The following is an 18,774-nucleotide window of genomic DNA, read 5'->3' as shown; positions in this document are numbered from 1 at the left end:
TGATCAAGCTAAATGAGAATTGGTTTAGTCAACCCTCATTTTAAAAGCCAGTTTGGCCAGGAGTGAGGGATGGCAAATCAAAATTTTTCTTTATACTAAAGCAGTAACTAGGACAGTGACCTAAACTCAAGTTTCGGGCTTCTGATGAAATTCCCGTAACACTACTTCCCCTGAGTCTGAACCCATGACGAGTGCGCCCGGTTCCACCAACCCAGCGATCGCCCATCTTCCGGCATACCAGATTCTTGAGCTGATGTATGAAGGCACAAGAACACTGGTCTATCGCGCAGTGGAAAAGGCAACCCAGCGATCGGTCATCATTAAAGTTCTGTCTCAGGAATATCCAAGTTTTGCAGAATTAGTCCAGTTTCGCAATCAATATACGGTCACCAAAAACTTACCCATTGATGGTATTGTTCACCCCCTTAGCCTCATTCCCTACGGCAATGGATACGGATTGGTGATGGAAGATTTTGGAGCAATTTCCCTTGCTCAATATCTTCAAGATAATACAGTCACTTTTGTTGAAATTCTAGGAATTGCAGTTCGTTTGGTTGAAATTCTCCATGAATTGCATCAATATCGGGTTATTCATAAAGATATTAAACCAACCAATATTCTCATTGACCCCACTTCCAAGCAAGTCAAATTAATTGACTTTGGAATTGCTTCTCTGTTGCCGAAGGAAACGCAATCCCTCCAAAGTCCTAAAAGTCTGGAGGGAACCCTCGCCTATTTGGCTCCAGAACAAACGGGGCGCATGAACCGGGCGATCGATTATCGAGCTGATTTTTACGCCCTAGGAGTCACGCTCTATCAAATGTTGACGGGGGAATTACCGTTTAAGGGTCAAGATCCGCTGGAGCTAATTCATTGCCACATGACGCAAATTCCGCCAGCGGTGGATGTGTTGAACCCTCAGGTTCCTGGCATGGTGGCGGCAATTGTCAACAAGTTGATGGCCAAAAATGCGGAGGATCGCTACCAAAGTGCCTTGGGGTTGAAGCATGACCTGGAGCATTGCCTCAACCAATATACCCTTCAAGGACGGGTAGCGGTTTTTTCTTTGGGCGATCGGGACTTGAACGATCGATTCCTGATTCCCGAAAAACTTTATGGTCGCCAAACAGAAGTTCAAGCCCTTTTAGATGCATTCGATCGCGTGGCCCAGGGAGCCTCGGAATTAATGTTAGTGGCGGGATTTTCCGGCATTGGCAAAACTGCCGTGGTTAGTGAAGTCCATAAGCCGATCGTGCGGCAACGGGGCTACTTCATTAAGGGAAAGTTTGATCAATTTAATCGCAATATTCCTTTTTCGGCCTTTGTTCAAGCGTTTCGAGATTTGATGGGGCAGCTTCTCTCAGAATCTGACCAACAACTTGCCCAATGGCGCACGAAAATTTTGACGGCCCTGGGAACCAACGGGCAGGTACTGATTGACGTGATTCCTGAGCTAGAGCGGATTATTGGTTCGCAACCACCGGCTCCGGAGTTATCCGGTGCGGCGGCTCAAAATCGATTTAATTTGCTCTTTCAGAATTTCCTCCAAATCTTTACCCAAGCGACCCATCCCCTGGTTTTATTTTTGGATGATTTGCAGTGGGCTGATTCAGCCTCTTTGCAACTGATTAAGATTTTGATGGATGGTCATCCCTATCTTTTGCTATTGGGAACCTATCGAGATAATGAAGTCTCGTCTGCCCATCCGTTAATGCTGACCATTGAGGAACTGAAAAAAGCAGAGGTCACGCTGCAAACAATCACCCTTGCTCCCCTAGGGTTTCGCGATACTAACCAGTTGGTGGCGGAAACTTTGCATTGCGGCTTGGATCGATCGCGCTTGCTGACGGAGCTAATTTATCTTCGTACTCAAGGAAATCCTTTCTTTACGGCCCAATTTTTGAAGGCTCTCAAAGAAGATGGCTATATTTTGTTTGACCGAGAGCAAGGCGTTTGGGAATGCGATTTAGCACCCATCAGCACCCTGTCTTTAACGGACAATGTGGTGGAATTTATGGCCTTGCAGCTTCAGAAGTTGCCTGCGGTTACCCAAGGAGTTTTGAAGCTAGCCGCTTGTATTGGCAACCAGTTTGATTTGAGCACCTTGGCCATTGTTTCTGAACAGTCAGAAACGGAGACCGCCGCAGCCCTCTGGAAAGCGCTGCAAGAGGGATTAATTTTGCCCCAAAGCGAGGTTTATAAATTCTATTTAGGTCAAGAAACACCAGAGGCGACAGAAACAGAAACCACAGTGAGCGATCGGGCTGTTTATCGCTTTTTGCACGATCGTGTTCAACAGGCAGCCTATGCCTTGATTGATGACGACCAAAAACAGGCAACCCATCTTTGTGTGGGTCGGTTACTGTTGGAGCAACTTTCAGAGCGCGATCGGGAAGAGCGGATCTTTGAAATTGTTAACCACCTCAACGTGGGTCAAGCGCTCATTGCAGCACCCAACCAACAGCGAGAATTAGCCCAATTAAATTTCTTAGCCGGTTGCAAGGCCAAAGCCGCCACCGCCTATGCCGCCGCATTGACCTATATTCGCACGGCGATCGAGTTGTTACCGGAGGCGATCGCCCAAAAGGATTATGACCTCAGTTTTAGGCTCGATAAAGAACGGGCAGAAGTTGAATATTTGAATGGCAACCTGGAAGCAGCAGAAATCTGGATTCAAAGAGCCTTGGGCAAGGCGAAAACTTCCTTAGAAAAAGCCGATGTTTACAACATGTCGATCTTGCAATATACCTTGCAAGCCAAATATCCCGAAGCGATTCAAGCGGGCCGTCAAGGCTTAGCCCTCCTGGATATTGATCTGCCTGTTGATCACTTGGAAGCGGCCCTAGCCCAGGAATTAGGCCAAGCAAAAACATTGGCCAATCATAATTCCTTTGAGGTGCTGACTCAGTTGCCGATCATGACTGAGCCGGAGCAAAAAATGGCGATCAAGCTGTTAATTAGCATGGGGCCGCCCACCTATCGTTCCCATCAACGGCTGTGGTCGGTCATTTGTGCCAAGGCAGTGAATCTTTGTTTGCAATATGGCAATACACCGGAAATTGGCTACATCTACCCGGCTTTTGGTGGACTGCGGGGCTATGCCTTGAATAACTATCAAGGCACTGATCAATTACTAGATATTACCCTTCAGCTAATTCAGGCTTTTAATAACAAGTCCGCTGAAAGTGTGGCTTATTTGATGATTGGCAGTTCCTTACGCCATTGGTCAGATCCCCTCAAAATCGCCACGGAGGATTATCTATCTTCCTATCGAGTGGGGCTGGAATCGAGTAATTTGCAATACGCGGCCTATGCTTTTGGTCACAACATGTATTGCCGGTTTTATCAAAGCCTGCCCCTAGATCAACTATTTGATGAAATTACAGAATATTTAAACTTCAGTCGCAAGCATAAAAATCAGTGGGCGATCGATCTTATGTTAGGGGGTCTGTCGGTGGTTGCCAATCTCCTAGACCCGGAGTATGACCCAACGGATTTATCGATCGGCTGGGGCAAAATTCAGTCAGAGCTAGCCTACTTAGAGCAATGCCGGATTCACAAAAATTGGCAAGTTATTTGCATTTTCAATATCCTGCGTACCCAAGTTCTTCTGATTTTTGATCAACTGGAAGAAGCCTATTATTACGGTCAGCAGGCGGAATCAGAAATTATTAATGTGGCTCCTCAGGGGCTATTGCCCTACGTTCATCACTGCTTTGTTTATGCGCTGCTCTTAGCGGCTCGATATGAGCAAACCCCTGAAGAACAAAAAGCCAGGGATTGGACAACCATCATTCGCTATCGTGATCAGCTCAAAATTTGGGCCGATAATTGTCCCGAAAACTTCTTGCACCTTTACTTTTTGGTGAAGGCGGAAACCGATCGCCTCACCAATCAATATCCTGAGGCGATCGAGTCCTATGATTGGGCGATCGCCAACGCCAAAGGCATGGGCTATCTCCAGGAAGAGGCCCTGGCCAATGAACTGGCTGCGAAGTTTTATATGAGTTGGGGTAAGGAGAAAATTGCCGCCGTTTATCTCCAGGAAGCCTACTATTGCTATGCCCGCTGGGGAGCCAAAGCCAAAATTCGAGATCTGGAAATTCGCTATCCCAAATTGTTGCGACCAATTCTTCAGGCGAGTTCCACCTCAGTTGACTTTCTCAACACGTTGATGACCCTTACTTCGGTTAACCCGACCATCCACAGCAGCACGCGCAAAAGTGCCAGCAGCGCTCGGCTTAATCAAACCTTGGACTTTGCTAGCATTTTGCGAGCGTCACAGGCCCTTTCTAGCACTATTCAATTAGAAGAATTGTTGGGTCAACTCACGCAAATTATTTTGCAAAATTCCGGAGCAGAACGCTGCGTTTTGGTGTTGGCTGATGATCGTGGAAGCTGGCAAGTGCGTGCTACGGCCACACTGAAATCGACCCAACTGGGAAATGATCCTTTAACCGATCACAGTCAAGTGCCGGCCAAGCTCATTCGGTATGTAAAAAATACCCAAGAACTGATTGTTATTGATGATTTGGTTACGGATTTACCAGTAATCGGAAGTTATTTAAATCAACACCAACCGAAGAGCGTCCTCTGTTTGCCTATCTTGAATCAGGGGCAATTATTGGGTTGCTTGTATTTGGAAAATCGGCTAACCGCTGGAGTTTTCACCAACGATCGAGTGATTATTCTCAACTTCCTTTGCACGCAAGCAGCCATTTCTCTCAACAATGCCAAGCTCTATCAGCAGGTACAACAGTCTTTTACGGACTTACAGCAAGCACAATTAAAGCTAGTTCAAAGTGAAAAAATGTCGGCTTTGGGAAGTTTAGTGGCAGGGGTAGCCCACGAAATTAATAACCCGATCGGCTGCATTATTGGCAACATTGACGCAACCCAAATTTACATTGAAGATCTCCTGGGCTTGCTAGATCTCTATGCTCAAGAGTTGCCGAATCCCAGCGCCCAAATTCAAGCGGAATTGGAAGCGGTGGATTTGGACTATGTGCGCGATGATGCCATGCAACTGATTCGGGCCATGAAGGAAAGTGGCGATCGAATCCGTGCCATCAGCAAGAGTTTGAGAACCTTCTCCCGAGCGGATACGGAAAGCAAGCAATTGTTTGATGTGCGTGAAGGCATTGACAGCACGGTTTTAATCTTGCGCCATCGTCTGAAGGGCAATGATCACCGACCAGCGATTCATGTGGCCACCAATTACGATCCAGTGCCCGAAATTTATTGCTTTCCGGGGCAACTGAACCAGGTGTTTATGAATTTGTTAGCCAATGCGATCGATGCGTTGGATGAGGCCAGTCAAGGGCATAGTTTTGAAGCATTAACCGCCGCTGCTCAGGCAATTTCCATTCGCGTCACGTCCGATCAAGCAACTGTTCAAGTCACGATCGCTGATAACGGGGTGGGAATCCCTGAGGAAATTATCGGCAAGATTTTTGACCAGGCGTTTACGACTAAGGCAGTGGGTCGCGGAACGGGGCTAGGATTGGCGATCGCCCGCCAAATTGTGGTGGATATCCATGGGGGCAGTTTGGAGGCGAAATCAACGGTTGGTCAGGGGACAGAATTTGTGATTAGCTTGCCGATCGAGCGTCCCAATTAACCTGTAATCAATTGCGCATCGAATGCATGGCTCATCGATCGCCCCCATGAATCGTTTCGCCCCAATGGATAGTTAATGCGATCCAGAATCTTAGCCAAGAAATTGGATGGCCCCTTGGCGCAATACTTCCCAGCCCGTCGGCCCCCAGCGCACCACGGTGGATGGTTCGCCGGAACCCACTTCCGAATCGCCCATGGCAGCCACTTCATCGGGGCTGAGGGTCAACAGTTCGGGAAATTCCCGGTTAATGTCCGCGATCATCCGCAGAGGAGGCTGCCCCGATCGATTCACACTGGTGGTGAGCAGCGGCCCCGTTTGGGCCAAAATAGCCTTGGCCACTTCACAGGCGGGAACTCGCAGCCCGATCGAGCGTGTGGGGCCCAAAATGTCGTTCATGGGCGGCAGGCGATCGCTCTGGGCAGGTAACACAATTGTTAAGGCTCCTGGCCAATAGTCTTGGGCGATCGCCTGCCATTGGCCCAGATCGCCGGCCCGATCGTCCACATAGGGCCACAAATCCGCTGGCTGGGCCCCCATCAAAATCAGGGGCTTTTGGAAATCGCGCTGCTTGGTGGCATAGACCGCCGGGGCCCGATCGGGCCGAGCCGCCAGGGCCGGAACCGTATCCGTAGGGAAACTGGCGAGGGCGGTTCCTGTCCGCAAGCCGGTGATTAGGGCTGAGAGGGTGACTTGGGGCACGCTGAGAACTCCTGGTGCGATCGCAACAGTTGGCCAAATCGGCGAAAAACTACAAGAAATTACAAAAAATTGGGAGAGATTAGGAAAAATTAGGGTGCGAGAACTGCGGGCGCTTGGCGCAACCGGGGGCAACCTAGCCGCTGCATCAACCCCTAAACCTCATCATCTTCGTCATAGAACCGGGTGGAAAAAACCGGTTCAGACATCTTGCTCGTGGGAATCAGGGGTGGCTGTTCTGCGTCGAGGGAGTCTAGGGCCGGCAAATCAACCACCGTGGGAATGATCGGGGGGTTGGTGGTCGCGTCCTTTTCCACATCCACTAGGGCATCCAAGTCCCGATCGGCTACCGTAACGGCCAAGTTATCCCGATCGCCCGCTTCATCTCGATCGAGCGGTTCTTGATCGAGCGGGTCGATCGCCGGGGGATTGAGCACCTCGGGGAGAGTTGGCGGCTGCGGTGGGTTTGGCTCCGAATCCGTCGCTTCGTCGGGATGCGCCGTGGGCCGATCGCTAGCCCGTCGAAACACCAAGTTGGTTTGACCATTCACCTCGATCGCTTCCACCTCGATCGTGTCGCCTTCGGTGAATGCGCCGGCCAGGATTTGATCGGCGATCGGGTTTTCCAATTCCTTTTGGATGGCTCGCTTCAGGGGGCGGGCCCCATACACCGGGTCGTAACCCACATCGGCAATGTAGGTTTTAGCTGATTCAGACAGAGCGATCGCAATTTTTTGATCGGCCAACAATCGCTCAATTCGCTTCATTTGAATGGACACGATTTGGCGCAAATTCCCCTTCGAGAGAGCTTCAAAAATAATCGTTTCATCCACCCGATTCAAAAACTCGGGGCGGAAGTGCGATCGCAAAGCCTTCAACACCCGATCGCGCATTTCATCATAGCCTTCCTCTTCCAGGCTAGATTTCAAAATATGCTCGCTGCCCAGATTACTGGTCATGATCAAAATGGTGTTCCGGAAATCCGCCACACGCCCTTGACCATCCGTTAAGCGCCCATCATCCAGCACTTGCAGCAAGATATTAAAAATATCCGGGTGCGCCTTTTCCACTTCATCAAACAAAATCACGGAATAGGGATGCCGCCGCACTGCATCAGTGAGCTGGCCACCCGCTTCATAGCCCACATATCCCGGCGGCGCACCCACCAACCGCAACACATTTTGCTTCTCCATATATTCGGACATATCAATCCGAATCATGGCATCTTCGCTATCAAATAGCAGCTCCGCCAAGGCGCGGGCTAATTCTGTTTTGCCGACCCCCGTGGGCCCCAAAAACAGGAAGGAACCGATCGGGCGGCCCGGGTCTTTCATGCCAGCGCGGGCCCGGCGAATGGCGGCGGCCACGGCGGTGATCGCCTCCTGTTGGCCAATCACGCGATCGTGTAAATAGCGCTCCAGTTGCAAAAGTTTTTGGCGCTCCGATTCCATCAACCGATTAACCGGAATGCCAGTCCATTTCGCCACCACTTCCGCAATATCCGCTTCCGTGACCTGCTCTCGCAACATGGGCACGGCCATTTGCGTTTGGATGGCCAACAATTGGGATTCTTTAGCGGCTCGTTCCTCTTGAATACGCTCTAGGTCACCATACTTAAGCTGGGCTGCCAAATTGAGATCATAGTCCCGTTCCGCTTGTTCAACTTGTTTTTGCAGGGTGCTTTCTTGCTCTTTCAAATTGCCAATTTCATCGAGCAATTCTTTCTCACCCCGCCACTGTTGATCCAGCTCCGTTTGTTGACTCTGAAGGGTGCTAATTTCAGCTTCAATGCGCAGCAGTCGATCGCGCGAGGCTGTTTCGCCCTGCAAGGACAACCGCTCCATTTCCAATTGCCGTAGCCGCCGTTCGATCGTCTCCAGCTCCACCGGCTTGGAGGTGATTTCCATTTTTAATTTGGCGGCCGCTTCGTCCACCACATCGATCGCCTTATCGGGCAAGAATCGATCGGGAATATAGCGATTAGACAGTTGGGTGGCCGCCACCAAAGCCGCATCGGAAATCTTCACCCCATGGTGAACTTCGTAGCGCTCCTTCAGGCCACGCAGGATCGAAACCGTCACGTCGATCGTCGGTTCTTCTACCAAAACCTGTTGGAATCGCCGTTCCAGGGCCGGATCCTTTTCCACATGGGTGCGATATTCATCGAGGGTGGTGGCTCCAATGCACCGCAGTTCCCCCCGCGCCAACATGGGTTTCAGTAGGCTGCCCGCGTCCATGGCGCTGCTTTGGCCCGATCCCGTACCGATGATGGTGTGCAGCTCATCGATGAACAGCACCACGGAGCCGCCCGAGTGGGTCACGGCCCGCAAGACCGATCGCAGTCGTTCCTCAAATTCCCCCCGAAATTTGGCTCCGGCGATCAGGCTGCCCATGTCCAGCACAATTAACCGCCGATTTTTGAGGGATTCCGGCACATCCCCATTCACAATCCGTTGGGCCAAGCCTTCCACCACGGCGGTTTTGCCCACGCCCGGCTCCCCAATCAACACCGGGTTATTTTTGCTGCGGCGTGAGAGCACCTGAATCACACGGCGAATTTCCTCATCGCGTCCAATCACCGGATCTAATTTGCCGGCCCGGGCTTGTTCGGTCAGGTCGCGTCCAAAGCGCTCCAGGGCTTCCAGGGGATCTTCTTCTTTGCTCACGCTGTCGCGGGCGGGGCCAGTGGCTTCGGCCGATCGCTCCTGGGCCTTGATGGCGCTGCGAATTTCCCGAATGGCCGCTTCCACATCTTGAGGATCGACCCGTAGCGATCGCAGAATTTTGCGTCCCACCCGATCGTCATCGGCAAAGGCCAACAGCAGGTGATCAATGCCAATTTCCCGATCGCCCCAGGATTCCCGAGCCACATCAGCCCGATCGAGCAGGGCATCTAACCCCCGCCCCAGATAGAGCTGGTCACCCGCGCCGCCCCGGGGTTGCCGCTGGCCAAAATTTTCCAACTGCCGCGCCACCTGAGCCGGATCCAGTTGGGCCCGCTCCAACACCACCGCCGCCGTGTCGTTAATTTCCAGCAGAGCCAAGATCACATGCTCCACCTCCAGGTTCTGCTGGCGCATCCGGCGGGCCACTTCTTGGGAATTAACGATCGCTTCCCAGGCTTTTTCGGTGAATTGATTGGGGTCGGTGGGCTGCATGGATGGCGCTAGGAAAAGTGAGCATGGCCCGATCGTAGTCGATCGGGAGTGCCTACGAGGACGTTGGCTATTTTAGGGGTTAATCAACAGCCTGAAGACAAGTTTGGGCGAGCTGCTCCGCTTGGGCCGGGTCGATCGACTCAGGCGTTGCCAAGACCTGGCCGTTCAGGCCGCTCCCTTGCCAATAGTCCACAAACTCTGGCGCAGCACCGCAGAGGATCCAGCACGAGGGCGTTGCTTGGCCATAGGCGGTGATGGTTTCGATCGCCAGGGAAAACCCACCGGCCTTGAATTTGGGGTTCAAATCCCCGTCATATTCAAACTTGCTCAACATCAACTGCACGGCCCGCAAGGCTCGGGCATCAAACCCGGGCGCATCGGTCAAGGTACGGGCCCGAAACACCGGTCGCAAGGTTCGGAAAGGAATGCGCACCGTTTGCCAAATGTTGTAGACCGTATCAAAAGAGGCGCAGTAGCCAATGCCGTCCCAGCGAGATTCCGCACGCAAAATGAGCTTGTAGCGTTGGCCATCGCCCTTAATGCGCAATTCCAACCCCTCAAAGGCCGACAGATTAATCGGTTCCTGAAAATTGCGGGTGCGAATGGAGGCAAACCCCCCGGAATTGTCGGTGGAAACATTGCCCGCAAACAGGCCATACCCACTAAACAGACGCAGATCGCTGCTGCTGACTCCGCCCATCACCACATCGTCGATCGCCCCCCAAACTTGGGCCAGTTCGGGGCTGGGTTGCCGAAAATCACAAACCATTTGCGGCGCTCGTTGGGGCGCTCGGGTCGCTTGAGCCGCGCGATCGACCCAGGCTTCGGGGGCCGCCGCTCCAAAAATCAAAATTGCCGCCGCCTGTTCGATCGGCGCTTCAGCCCATTGCTCAAAGGTCAGCCAATGGAGTTGGGGATCGGCCGGGAGCCGGGCCCGATCGACTCCCAAGGCCCAAACCTGATAGTTCCGTTGCAGGAGCAAGCGCACCACCCGCCGGCCCACATCCCCACAGGCCCCCCACACCAGAGCGATCGGGCGCGTAGTCTGGGCTAAAGACGGTTCCATCCAATCCACCTTGGCCTGTGTCCCCATCAGTTTTTGTACCCAACCAAAATCACCAATCACGGGAAACACCCCAAAATAGCGCAGGGTGCTGATGAATCGATCAAATGCCCAAGTTGCCATTGGTTTGCGTGGGGTGAATCAACGATTTAGGAAACAATTGGAAACGATTTAGGAAAAGACTCGATGCAGTGGACTGATTGACCCTGTGAACTGTATTGATCCTAATGATTTCCACCAATGCTTTGCGGAACCATGGGCCGTGATTCAGCCCAATCGATGGCGCAACCAAAGGGCCATGAGCGGCAAGGCCACCCGATACCCCAGATCGGGCCCGTAAACCAAGCCCTTTTGTTGCAAGCTGGCCAGGGCCCCTTGCAGGCCGCCCCCCCGCGAAAGGCGGTGTTTTTGGACATATTCCCGCGCATGGGGGCGATCGGTCGGATCCAATGCCAAACTTTCCAGCAGCCGCACTTGGGAATCGGGCAGCAACAACAGCAAGGATTCAAACGTGGCCGACAAGTCCTCCACTAACCCGATCGCCGCGCGATCGACCTGCTCTGCCGTAATCGCCACCGGGGTCGCCGTTGATCGGCCCCGTTGCCCCGCCAACACATCAAGCCAAATCCGCCGGGCCAGGGCGATCGACTCGCCAAAATGGCCCCCCGCATTCAGGGCAAACCGTCGAATCGCCTCTGGAGTCCAATGCAACCCCAGCCGATCGCTCCGTTCCCGCAACCAGGGTTCCAACTCCGCCGCCGACAGGGGAGGCAGCAACAAAATTGCCAAATTGTGATCGGTGACCCACTCATCGGCCGTTGTCGCAATCAGGGCATAGCTCACTCGGGTTTGTCGCTGAATTTCGGCCCGCAAATATTGCTCCCAGCGCCCGTCACGATCCCATGACCTAAGGTGGGGTAAGTTTGCCAAAACCATCACCACTCGATAGTTCAGCCCATCGGCTAACTGTTGGGGCAAGGCCAGCAAAGATTGAAAACTCGCCCATCGATCGGCTGTGGGCGGCAACCGCAGTTCTGGCCGATGACCCCAGCGGATGGTGGCCCCCATGGTTTCGGCCCACCGTTGCAGGGTTTGGCGCTCCCGTTCTTGGCGGCAGGCTTGCAAAATACCCGTGGCCAAGCAGTCCACCAATCGCTCCGGACTCACGGCCCGCAAGCAATCAATTTCCATGACTTGGGCCCCCAAGCTGGCGGCCGCATAGGTCAAAAGGGTGCGCCGACCAATGCCCGGCACTCCGGCCAACAGCACGTCGCCATCCGCTTGCAGAATTTGACACAACTGCTCCCGATCGCTCACGCGGCCCACCAAATAGGGCGGAATAAAGGGATTCAGCGGGGGGCGATCGGGAAATGCATTCGCAGCCGCCACGGGCGAAAGGATGACCATTTTCACAACCTCAGCCAAACCAGTGACGGACTTCAATCAAGATCGATTGCGATCCTGATAGCACTATATAATAGTGCCAGCCGATCCCGCTGACTCATCTCGCCTTAGGGGATCGCAATTTTTAGCGACCAACGCGACCAAAGCCCATTTGCAAATTTTCTGATCCCAAACCCCGCGATCGCCCACCATCCCACTAGAGCGATCGGGTTTGGTCACCCACCCCCTCCAGATCTATGACTATTGACTCTCCTGCCCGCACGGCCACCCCCAACGCGGCGGCAGCCAAGCCCGTGGCCTGGCATTCCCTGGATCCACAAGCCGCGATCGAGCAGTTGCAAGCCCGACCCGAAACCGGCCTCAGTTCCGCCGAAGTGCGCGATCGGCTGGCCCAATACGGGCCCAACGAACTTGATGACGGCGGTGGCCGCAGCGTTTGGGAAATTCTGTTGGGTCAGTTTGGCGACATCATGTTGCTGATGCTGATCGGGGTTGCCTTCGTGTCCGCCGGCCTGGATTTGTTTGAAGGTTGGCAAAGCACCCAACAGGCCAACCTCAGCTTGGCGGAAGGCTTCCAACAGGGCAAATTTCCCTTTCCCAAGGATGCCTTGGCCATCTTTGTGATCGTGATTTTGAACGGCACGTTGGGCTATTTGCAGGAGAGTCGGGCCGAAAAAGCCCTATCCGCCCTCAAAAAATTGTCATCCCCCCGAGTTCGGGTGCAGCGAGATCAGCAAATCCTGGAAGTGGATGCCAAGGAACTGGTTCCCGGCGATGTGATGTTGATTGAAGCCGGAAACCAGGTGGCCGCCGATGGCCGAATTCTGGAACTGGCCAATCTGCAAATTCAAGAAGCCGCCTTGACCGGGGAAGCCCATGCGGTGGATAAGCAGGTGAATTTGACCCTGGATCCGGAAACATCCCTGGGCGATCGCCTCAACCTGGTGTTTCAAGGCACGGAAGTGATTCAGGGCCGCGGCAAGGTGCTGGTCACGGAAACCGGAATGCGGACGGAACTGGGCAAAATTGCCACCATGATCCAGTCCGTGGAAGCGGAAGAAACTCCCCTGCAACAGCGGATGGAGCAGTTGGGCAAGGCCCTGGTCACCGGCTCCATGGTGTTGGTGGTGCTGGTGGTGGTGGGTGGAACCTTTGCCCTGGGTTGGGAAAACTTCCGCAAGCTGTTGGAAGTGTCTCTCAGTATGGCGGTGGCTGTGGTTCCGGAAGGATTGCCCGCCGTAATTACCGTGACGCTGGCCTTGGGAACGCAGCGGATGGTGCGTCGCCATGCCCTGATTCGCAAGCTACCGGCCGTGGAAACCCTTGGCTCAGTCACCACCATTTGTTCCGACAAAACCGGGACGCTGACCCAAAACAAGATGATTGTGCAGGCCCTGGAGCTTTGCGATCGCTCCGTGCGGGTCACGGGCCAAGGGTACGAACCCTTCGGCTCTCTGCAACCGGTGGATGCGACGGGCCCAGTGGGTGAGCCGATCGCCGCCGAAACCTTGGCCCAGGAAGCGCCGGACGTATATTTGCTGCTGTCGGCCTGCGTGCTCTGTAACGATGCCATTTTGCAGTGCGACAAAACCGTGACCGATCGGGGCAAGTCGCCTTGGATGATCATTGGTGACCCCACCGAAGGAGGGCTGTTGGCCCTGGCCGGCAAAGGCAACCTGAGTCAAGAAGAGTGGACGAAGCGCTATCCCCGCGCCGCTGAAATTCCGTTTTCGTCCGATCGCAAACGGATGAGCGTGTTTGTGCGCACCGATCAGGCCGGGCCCCTGTCGTTGACAGCCATCACCGGCCCCGCCAAGGTTTTGATGGCCAGCAAGGGATCGCCAGAATTGTTGCTGGAACGGTGCGATCGCGTCCAAAGCGGTGTTGAGGCCCGTCCCCTGAGCCCAGCCGATCGAGCCGACATTTTGGAGCGCAATAACCAACTGGCCAGCAAAGGGCTACGGGTCTTGGGCTTGGCCTACAAACCCTTGGATCAACTGCCCCCCGAAGCCAACAATCATTCACCGGAACCGAACGGCTCCGCCACCGACCCCGAACAGAACCTAATTTGGCTCGGATTGGTGGGCATGATGGACGCGCCGCGCCCGGAAGTGAATGAAGCCGTGGCCCGCTGTCGCATGGCCGGCATTCGCCCAATGATGATTACCGGTGACCACCAACTGACCGCCAAAGCGATCGCCCAGGAATTGGGCATTTCCGCCGAGGGCGATCGGGTCTTGACCGGCACGGAACTGGAAAGGATGACCCAAGGGGAACTGGAAGAAGCTGTGGGCCGCGTTTCTGTCTATGCCCGCGTTTCCCCAGAACACAAGTTGCGGATTGTGAAAGCCCTGCAACACCAAGGCAAAATCGCCGCCATGACCGGCGACGGCGTGAACGACGCGCCCGCCCTCAAGCAGGCCAACATCGGCATCGCCATGGGCATCACCGGCACTGATGCCAGCAAAGAAGCCAGTGACATGGTGCTGCTGGATGACAACTTCGCCACGATCGTTGCCGCCACCGAAGAAGGCCGCGTTGTTTATGACAACATTCGCCGCTTCGTGAAATACATCCTCGGCTCCAACATCGGTGAAGTGCTGACGATCGCCAGCGCTCCTCTGATCATCCCCATTTCCCAGGTGGGTGGCGATTTGGTGCCCCTCACGCCCCTGCAAATTCTGTGGATGAACTTGGTAACCGATGGGTTGCCGGCCTTGGCTCTGGCAATGGAACCCGCTTCCCCGGACGTGATGCAGCGGCCACCCCATGCCCCCCACGAAGGCATCTTCGCGCGTGGATTGGGGGCCTACATGGTGCGGATCGGGATTGTGTTTGCGGTGGTCACCATCGTTCTCATGGTTTGGTCCTATAACTATGCCCAAGGCACTGACCACCCCGAAAGCTGGAAAACCATGGTCTTCACGAGCCTTTGCATTGCCCAGATGGGCCACGCTTTGGCCGTGCGATCGGACACGAAGCTGATTGTGGAAATGAATATGTTCTCCAATCCCTATGTGCTCTGGTCGGTGACGCTCACCACGCTGTTGCAACTGGCGTTGGTTTACCTGCCGCCGCTGCAATCTTTCTTTGGCACTTCGGCGTTGGACTTCACGGAACTGCTGGTTTGTCTTGGCTTCAGCGCCCTGATTGTGGTTTGGATTGAGGGCGAAAAGCTGTTCCTCCGTTGGTTCTGGAACAAGCGCTAGGCGATCGGCATTCAGCCGCAAGCAGTGAAATTACTGAAATCACTGGCATGAGCATGATGGGGGGCGATCGTCCCCCTTTTTTATGGCTTGTTTTTAATGGCTTTTGATGGCTGGTGGCGATCAAGGCCCAAAGCACGATCGCCGCGAACAGAATCGCCTCCCTGAAGACAGCGGCCGGTGATCAAAAAATTGCTAAATGTAACGCGATCGAGCCAGTCTTCAGGTCTACTGAACTGAAAGTTTAGATTTCTTTATCAATTCATGAACAATCACTGACATTCCTGATCATGATCTCGTCGGCAATCTTGAACACCCAAATGGCTCCATAGCAGGATTTTTGGCAACAATTGCCCAAAATTTCCATTTTTAATTCTTTACTTACGGCAAAAAAGATTTATGAATAACGCTTTACGAAGTCAGTAGAATAGCAACATCCATAAGGCAGTAAGTATTCTTGCTCACCACCATCATGGCGGATCATTTTCCCTGGCTGACCGCGATCATTCTGTTTCCGCTGATCGCGGCCTTCCTGATTCCCCTCCTCCCCGATCGCAACGGCAAAACCGTCCGCTGGTTCGCACTCAGCGTCGGCGTATTGGACTTTCTATTGATGGTCTATACGTTCTGGACGCACTACGACTCCAGCAACTCCAGCTTCCAACTGGTTGAAAAATATCCCTGGCTGCCGCAAATCGGCTTTAGCTGGGCTGTCTCCGTTGACGGCATCTCGATGCCCCTTGTCCTGTTGGCTGGATTCGTCACCACGTTGGCCATGTGGGCCTCCTGGCAGGTCGATCGCAAGCCCCGGCTGTTCTATTTCCTGATGTTGGTGCTCTATGCAGCCCAAATCGGGGTGTTCGTGGCCCAAGACCTGCTGCTGCTCTTCATTCAGTGGGAATTGGAACTGGTTCCGGTGTATCTACTGGTTTCCATTTGGGGCGGTCAAAAGCGCCGCTACGCCGCCACCAAGTTTCTGATTTACACCGCTGCCGCTTCGATCTTTATCTTGGTTGCTGGTTTGGCCTTGGCCCTGTCCGGCGACGGCCCCGTCACCTTTGACATCGCAGACTTGGCCCTCAAGAACTATTCCTTGGGCTTGGAACTGTTGCTCTATGCGGGTTTGTTGATTGCATTTGGGGTCAAGCTAGCCATTTTCCCCATGCACACTTGGTTGCCGGATGCCCACGGGGAAGCTTCTGCACCCGTGTCCATGATTCTGGCGGGTGTGCTGTTGAAAATGGGCGGCTACGGGTTGATTCGCCTGAATCTGGAATTGCTGTCCGATGCCCACATCTACTTCGCACCGGTACTGGCCATTCTGGGGGTGGTGAACATCATTTATGGTGCTTTCGCTTCCTTTGCCCAAACGAATATGAAGCGCCGCTTGGCCTATTCGTCCGTATCGCACATGGGCTTTGTGTTGCTGGGCATCGCTTCGTTCACCGACTTGGGAGTCAGCGGCGCAATGCTGCAAATGCTGTCCCATGGTCTGATTGCAGCACTGCTGTTCTTCTTGGCGGGTGTGACCTATGACCGCACCCACACCCTGGCGATGGATCAAATGCGCGGCATGGGTCAACTGATGCCGAAGGTGTTTGCACTGTTCACGGCGGGGGCGCTGGCTTCCTTGGCGCTGCCGGGGATGAGCGGTTTTGCCAGTGAGCTGGCGGTGTTCGTTGGGTTCACCAGCAGCGATATCTATAGCTCCACGTTCTGCACGGTGACGGTGTTCTTGGCTGCGGTGGGTGTGATTCTCACGCCGATTTATCTGCTGTCGATGCTGCGTCAGGTGTTTTACGGCACGAGTGCGGATCTGGCTTGCGAGGTGGGCAATGCGGGCCTGCAAAACCAGGATGTGGAAGGCGCAGTTTGTTTCGGTACCGATTGCGTGTTGCCGGATCAGGCCGTGTTCCGGGATGCCCGGAAGCGTGAGGTGGCCATTTCGATGGCGTTCCTGATTCCGATCGTGGCGATCGGGGTGTATCCGCAACTGGCCACGAAGGTCTATGACGTGAAGACGGTGGCCGTGAACTCGCAGGTGCGGGAGTCTTACACGATCGCGAAGGCCAATCCTGAGTTCTTTGCCCAGGGTCTGTTCCAACGGTCGATCGCCCAGAAGGTGGCTCAGGCTCCGACGCTGGCGGAATAGGGCAGTGGAACCGGGTTGGAAAATGCCCGGTTTCGCCGCTCGGTCAATTCATTTGGTTAACTGAATAGACTTCGATCGGGGGCGATCGCTATCTCAAGAGGATGGTCGATCGCCCCCGATTCAGTTACCAGATCCGCAAAAATACAGCCCAAAAAAAATTACAGATCGAAAAAATACAGATCAAAAAAGGGAGTCGATCGACTCCCTGGCAAGCTATCTTTTCAAGCCGCATCCAGACTCATAAGCTTGGATTCAGGCATGATTAATTTGCTAAAGACACCCTAGGAAATTCCTGGGAATCCTATTTCTGCATCCAGCTAAACATGGCCCGCAGATCCTTGCCGACTTCCTCGATCGGGTGTTCTGCTTCCCGACGACGCATGGCCGTGAAGCCAGCCTTACCGGACTGATTTTCCAACACGAAATTGCGGGCGAAGGTTCCATCTTGGATATCCTTCAGCACCCGACGCATTTCATCCTTGGTTTCGTCAGTGATGATGCGGGGGCCCGTCACGTAATCGCCGTATTCCGCCGTGTTGGAGATGCTGTCGCGCATCTTGGCCAAACCACCTTCCACCACCAAGTCCACAATTAGCTTCACTTCGTGCAAGCACTCGAAGTAAGCCAACTCGGGCTGATAACCCGCTTCCACCAAGGTTTCAAAACCTGCCTTGATCAAGGCGCTCAAGCCACCGCAAAGCACCGCTTGCTCACCAAACAGGTCGGTTTCCGTTTCTTCGCGGAAGGTGGTTTCCAAGATGCCGCCGCGCGTGCCGCCGATGCCCTTGGCGTAGGCCATGGCCAGGTCACGGGCCTTGCCGGTTGCGTCTTGATAAACCGCAAACAGAGCAGGCACGCCTTGGCCTTGCTCATAGGTGCGGCGCACCAGATGGCCGGGGCCCTTAGGAGCCACCATCACCACGTCCACATCGGCGGGGGGAACCACTTGGCCAAAGTGAATGTTGAAGCCGTGGGCGAAGGCCAACAATTTGCCCGCGCTCAGGTTCGGCAGAATTTCGTTGCTGTAAACGGTCTTTTGCACTTCATCGGGCAGCAGAATCATGATGAAGTCGGCACGCTTGGCGGCTTCGGCCACGGACACGACTTCTAGACCGGCTTCCCGCGCTTTGGCGGTGGATTTGCTGCCTTCGTAAAGGCCGACAATGACGTTTACGCCGCTATCTTTGAGGTTAAGGGCGTGGGCATGGCCTTGGGAGCCATAGCCGACGATCGCGACGGTTTTGCCGTTCAGCAGGTCTAGGTTTGCGTCGTTGTCGTAGTACAACCGAGCCATTTGATTTCTCCTTCGGACGTGGGCCGTGCAAGGGGCATTGCAAGTGTTCGATCCTAGCGCAAAACGGCACGGGAACCGTTGGCCCGGCTCAGGTTGCCTGTGGGCCAAACGTCAAACGGTACGGGAACCGTTGATTTGGCTCAGGTTGCCCTTGGGGAACGCGATCGAGGATTGGTCGTCA

The 18,774-nt window shown here is 54.1% G+C and carries 8 protein-coding genes; 3 read left to right on the top strand and 5 right to left on the bottom strand.

Annotated elements, in window-relative coordinates:
- Nucleotides 1-184: 184 nt before the first annotated feature.
- Nucleotides 185-5,620 (top strand): ATP-binding sensor histidine kinase, encoded by a 5,436-nt coding sequence (locus tag H6F46_RS13255; protein ID WP_190355153.1) that lies wholly within the window; start codon nt 185-187, stop codon nt 5,618-5,620.
- A 90-nt stretch (nt 5,621-5,710) separates the two neighbouring features.
- Here H6F46_RS13255 and H6F46_RS13250 read toward each other — a convergent pair whose 3' ends face one another.
- The 4 genes from H6F46_RS13250 to H6F46_RS13235 form a co-directional block, all read right to left on the bottom strand.
- Nucleotides 5,711-6,319, bottom strand: coding sequence for an L-threonylcarbamoyladenylate synthase (locus H6F46_RS13250; protein WP_099533589.1), 609 nt, complete (start codon nt 6,317-6,319; stop codon nt 5,711-5,713).
- A gap of 152 nt (nt 6,320-6,471) precedes the next feature.
- Complete coding sequence (locus H6F46_RS13245) at nt 6,472-9,474, bottom strand: ATP-dependent Clp protease ATP-binding subunit (protein ID WP_190355152.1); 3,003 nt, start codon at nt 9,472-9,474, stop codon at nt 6,472-6,474.
- A gap of 79 nt (nt 9,475-9,553) precedes the next feature.
- On the bottom strand, nt 9,554-10,660 hold the full coding sequence (locus tag H6F46_RS19365; protein ID WP_190355151.1) for a CIA30 family protein: 1,107 nt from the start codon (nt 10,658-10,660) through the stop codon (nt 9,554-9,556).
- Nucleotides 10,661-10,804: 144 nt separating this feature from the next.
- Nucleotides 10,805-11,944, bottom strand: coding sequence for an ATP-binding protein (locus tag H6F46_RS13235; RefSeq protein WP_190355150.1), 1,140 nt, complete (start codon nt 11,942-11,944; stop codon nt 10,805-10,807).
- A 233-nt stretch (nt 11,945-12,177) separates the two neighbouring features.
- Here H6F46_RS13235 and H6F46_RS13230 point away from each other — a divergent pair, with 233 nt between their 5' ends.
- Nucleotides 12,178-15,150: a cation-translocating P-type ATPase gene (locus H6F46_RS13230; protein ID WP_190355149.1), complete on the top strand. Its 2,973-nt coding sequence runs from the start codon at nt 12,178-12,180 to the stop codon at nt 15,148-15,150.
- 466 nt (nt 15,151-15,616) lie between these two features.
- On the top strand, nt 15,617-17,299 hold the full coding sequence (locus H6F46_RS13225) for an NAD(P)H-quinone oxidoreductase subunit 4 (protein WP_099533614.1): 1,683 nt from the start codon (nt 15,617-15,619) through the stop codon (nt 17,297-17,299).
- A gap of 301 nt (nt 17,300-17,600) precedes the next feature.
- Here H6F46_RS13225 and ilvC read toward each other — a convergent pair whose 3' ends face one another.
- Entirely contained in the window at nt 17,601-18,593 is a 993-nt protein-coding gene (gene ilvC / locus H6F46_RS13220) for a ketol-acid reductoisomerase (protein ID WP_099533592.1), read from the bottom strand.
- Nucleotides 18,594-18,774: the final 181 nt, after the last annotated feature.

Source organism: Limnothrix sp. FACHB-1083, assembly GCF_014696485.1.
Taxonomy (GTDB): Bacteria; Cyanobacteriota; Cyanobacteriia; order CACIAM-69d; family CACIAM-69d; genus CACIAM-69d.
This window is presented reverse-complemented; position numbering and strand designations above follow the sequence as displayed.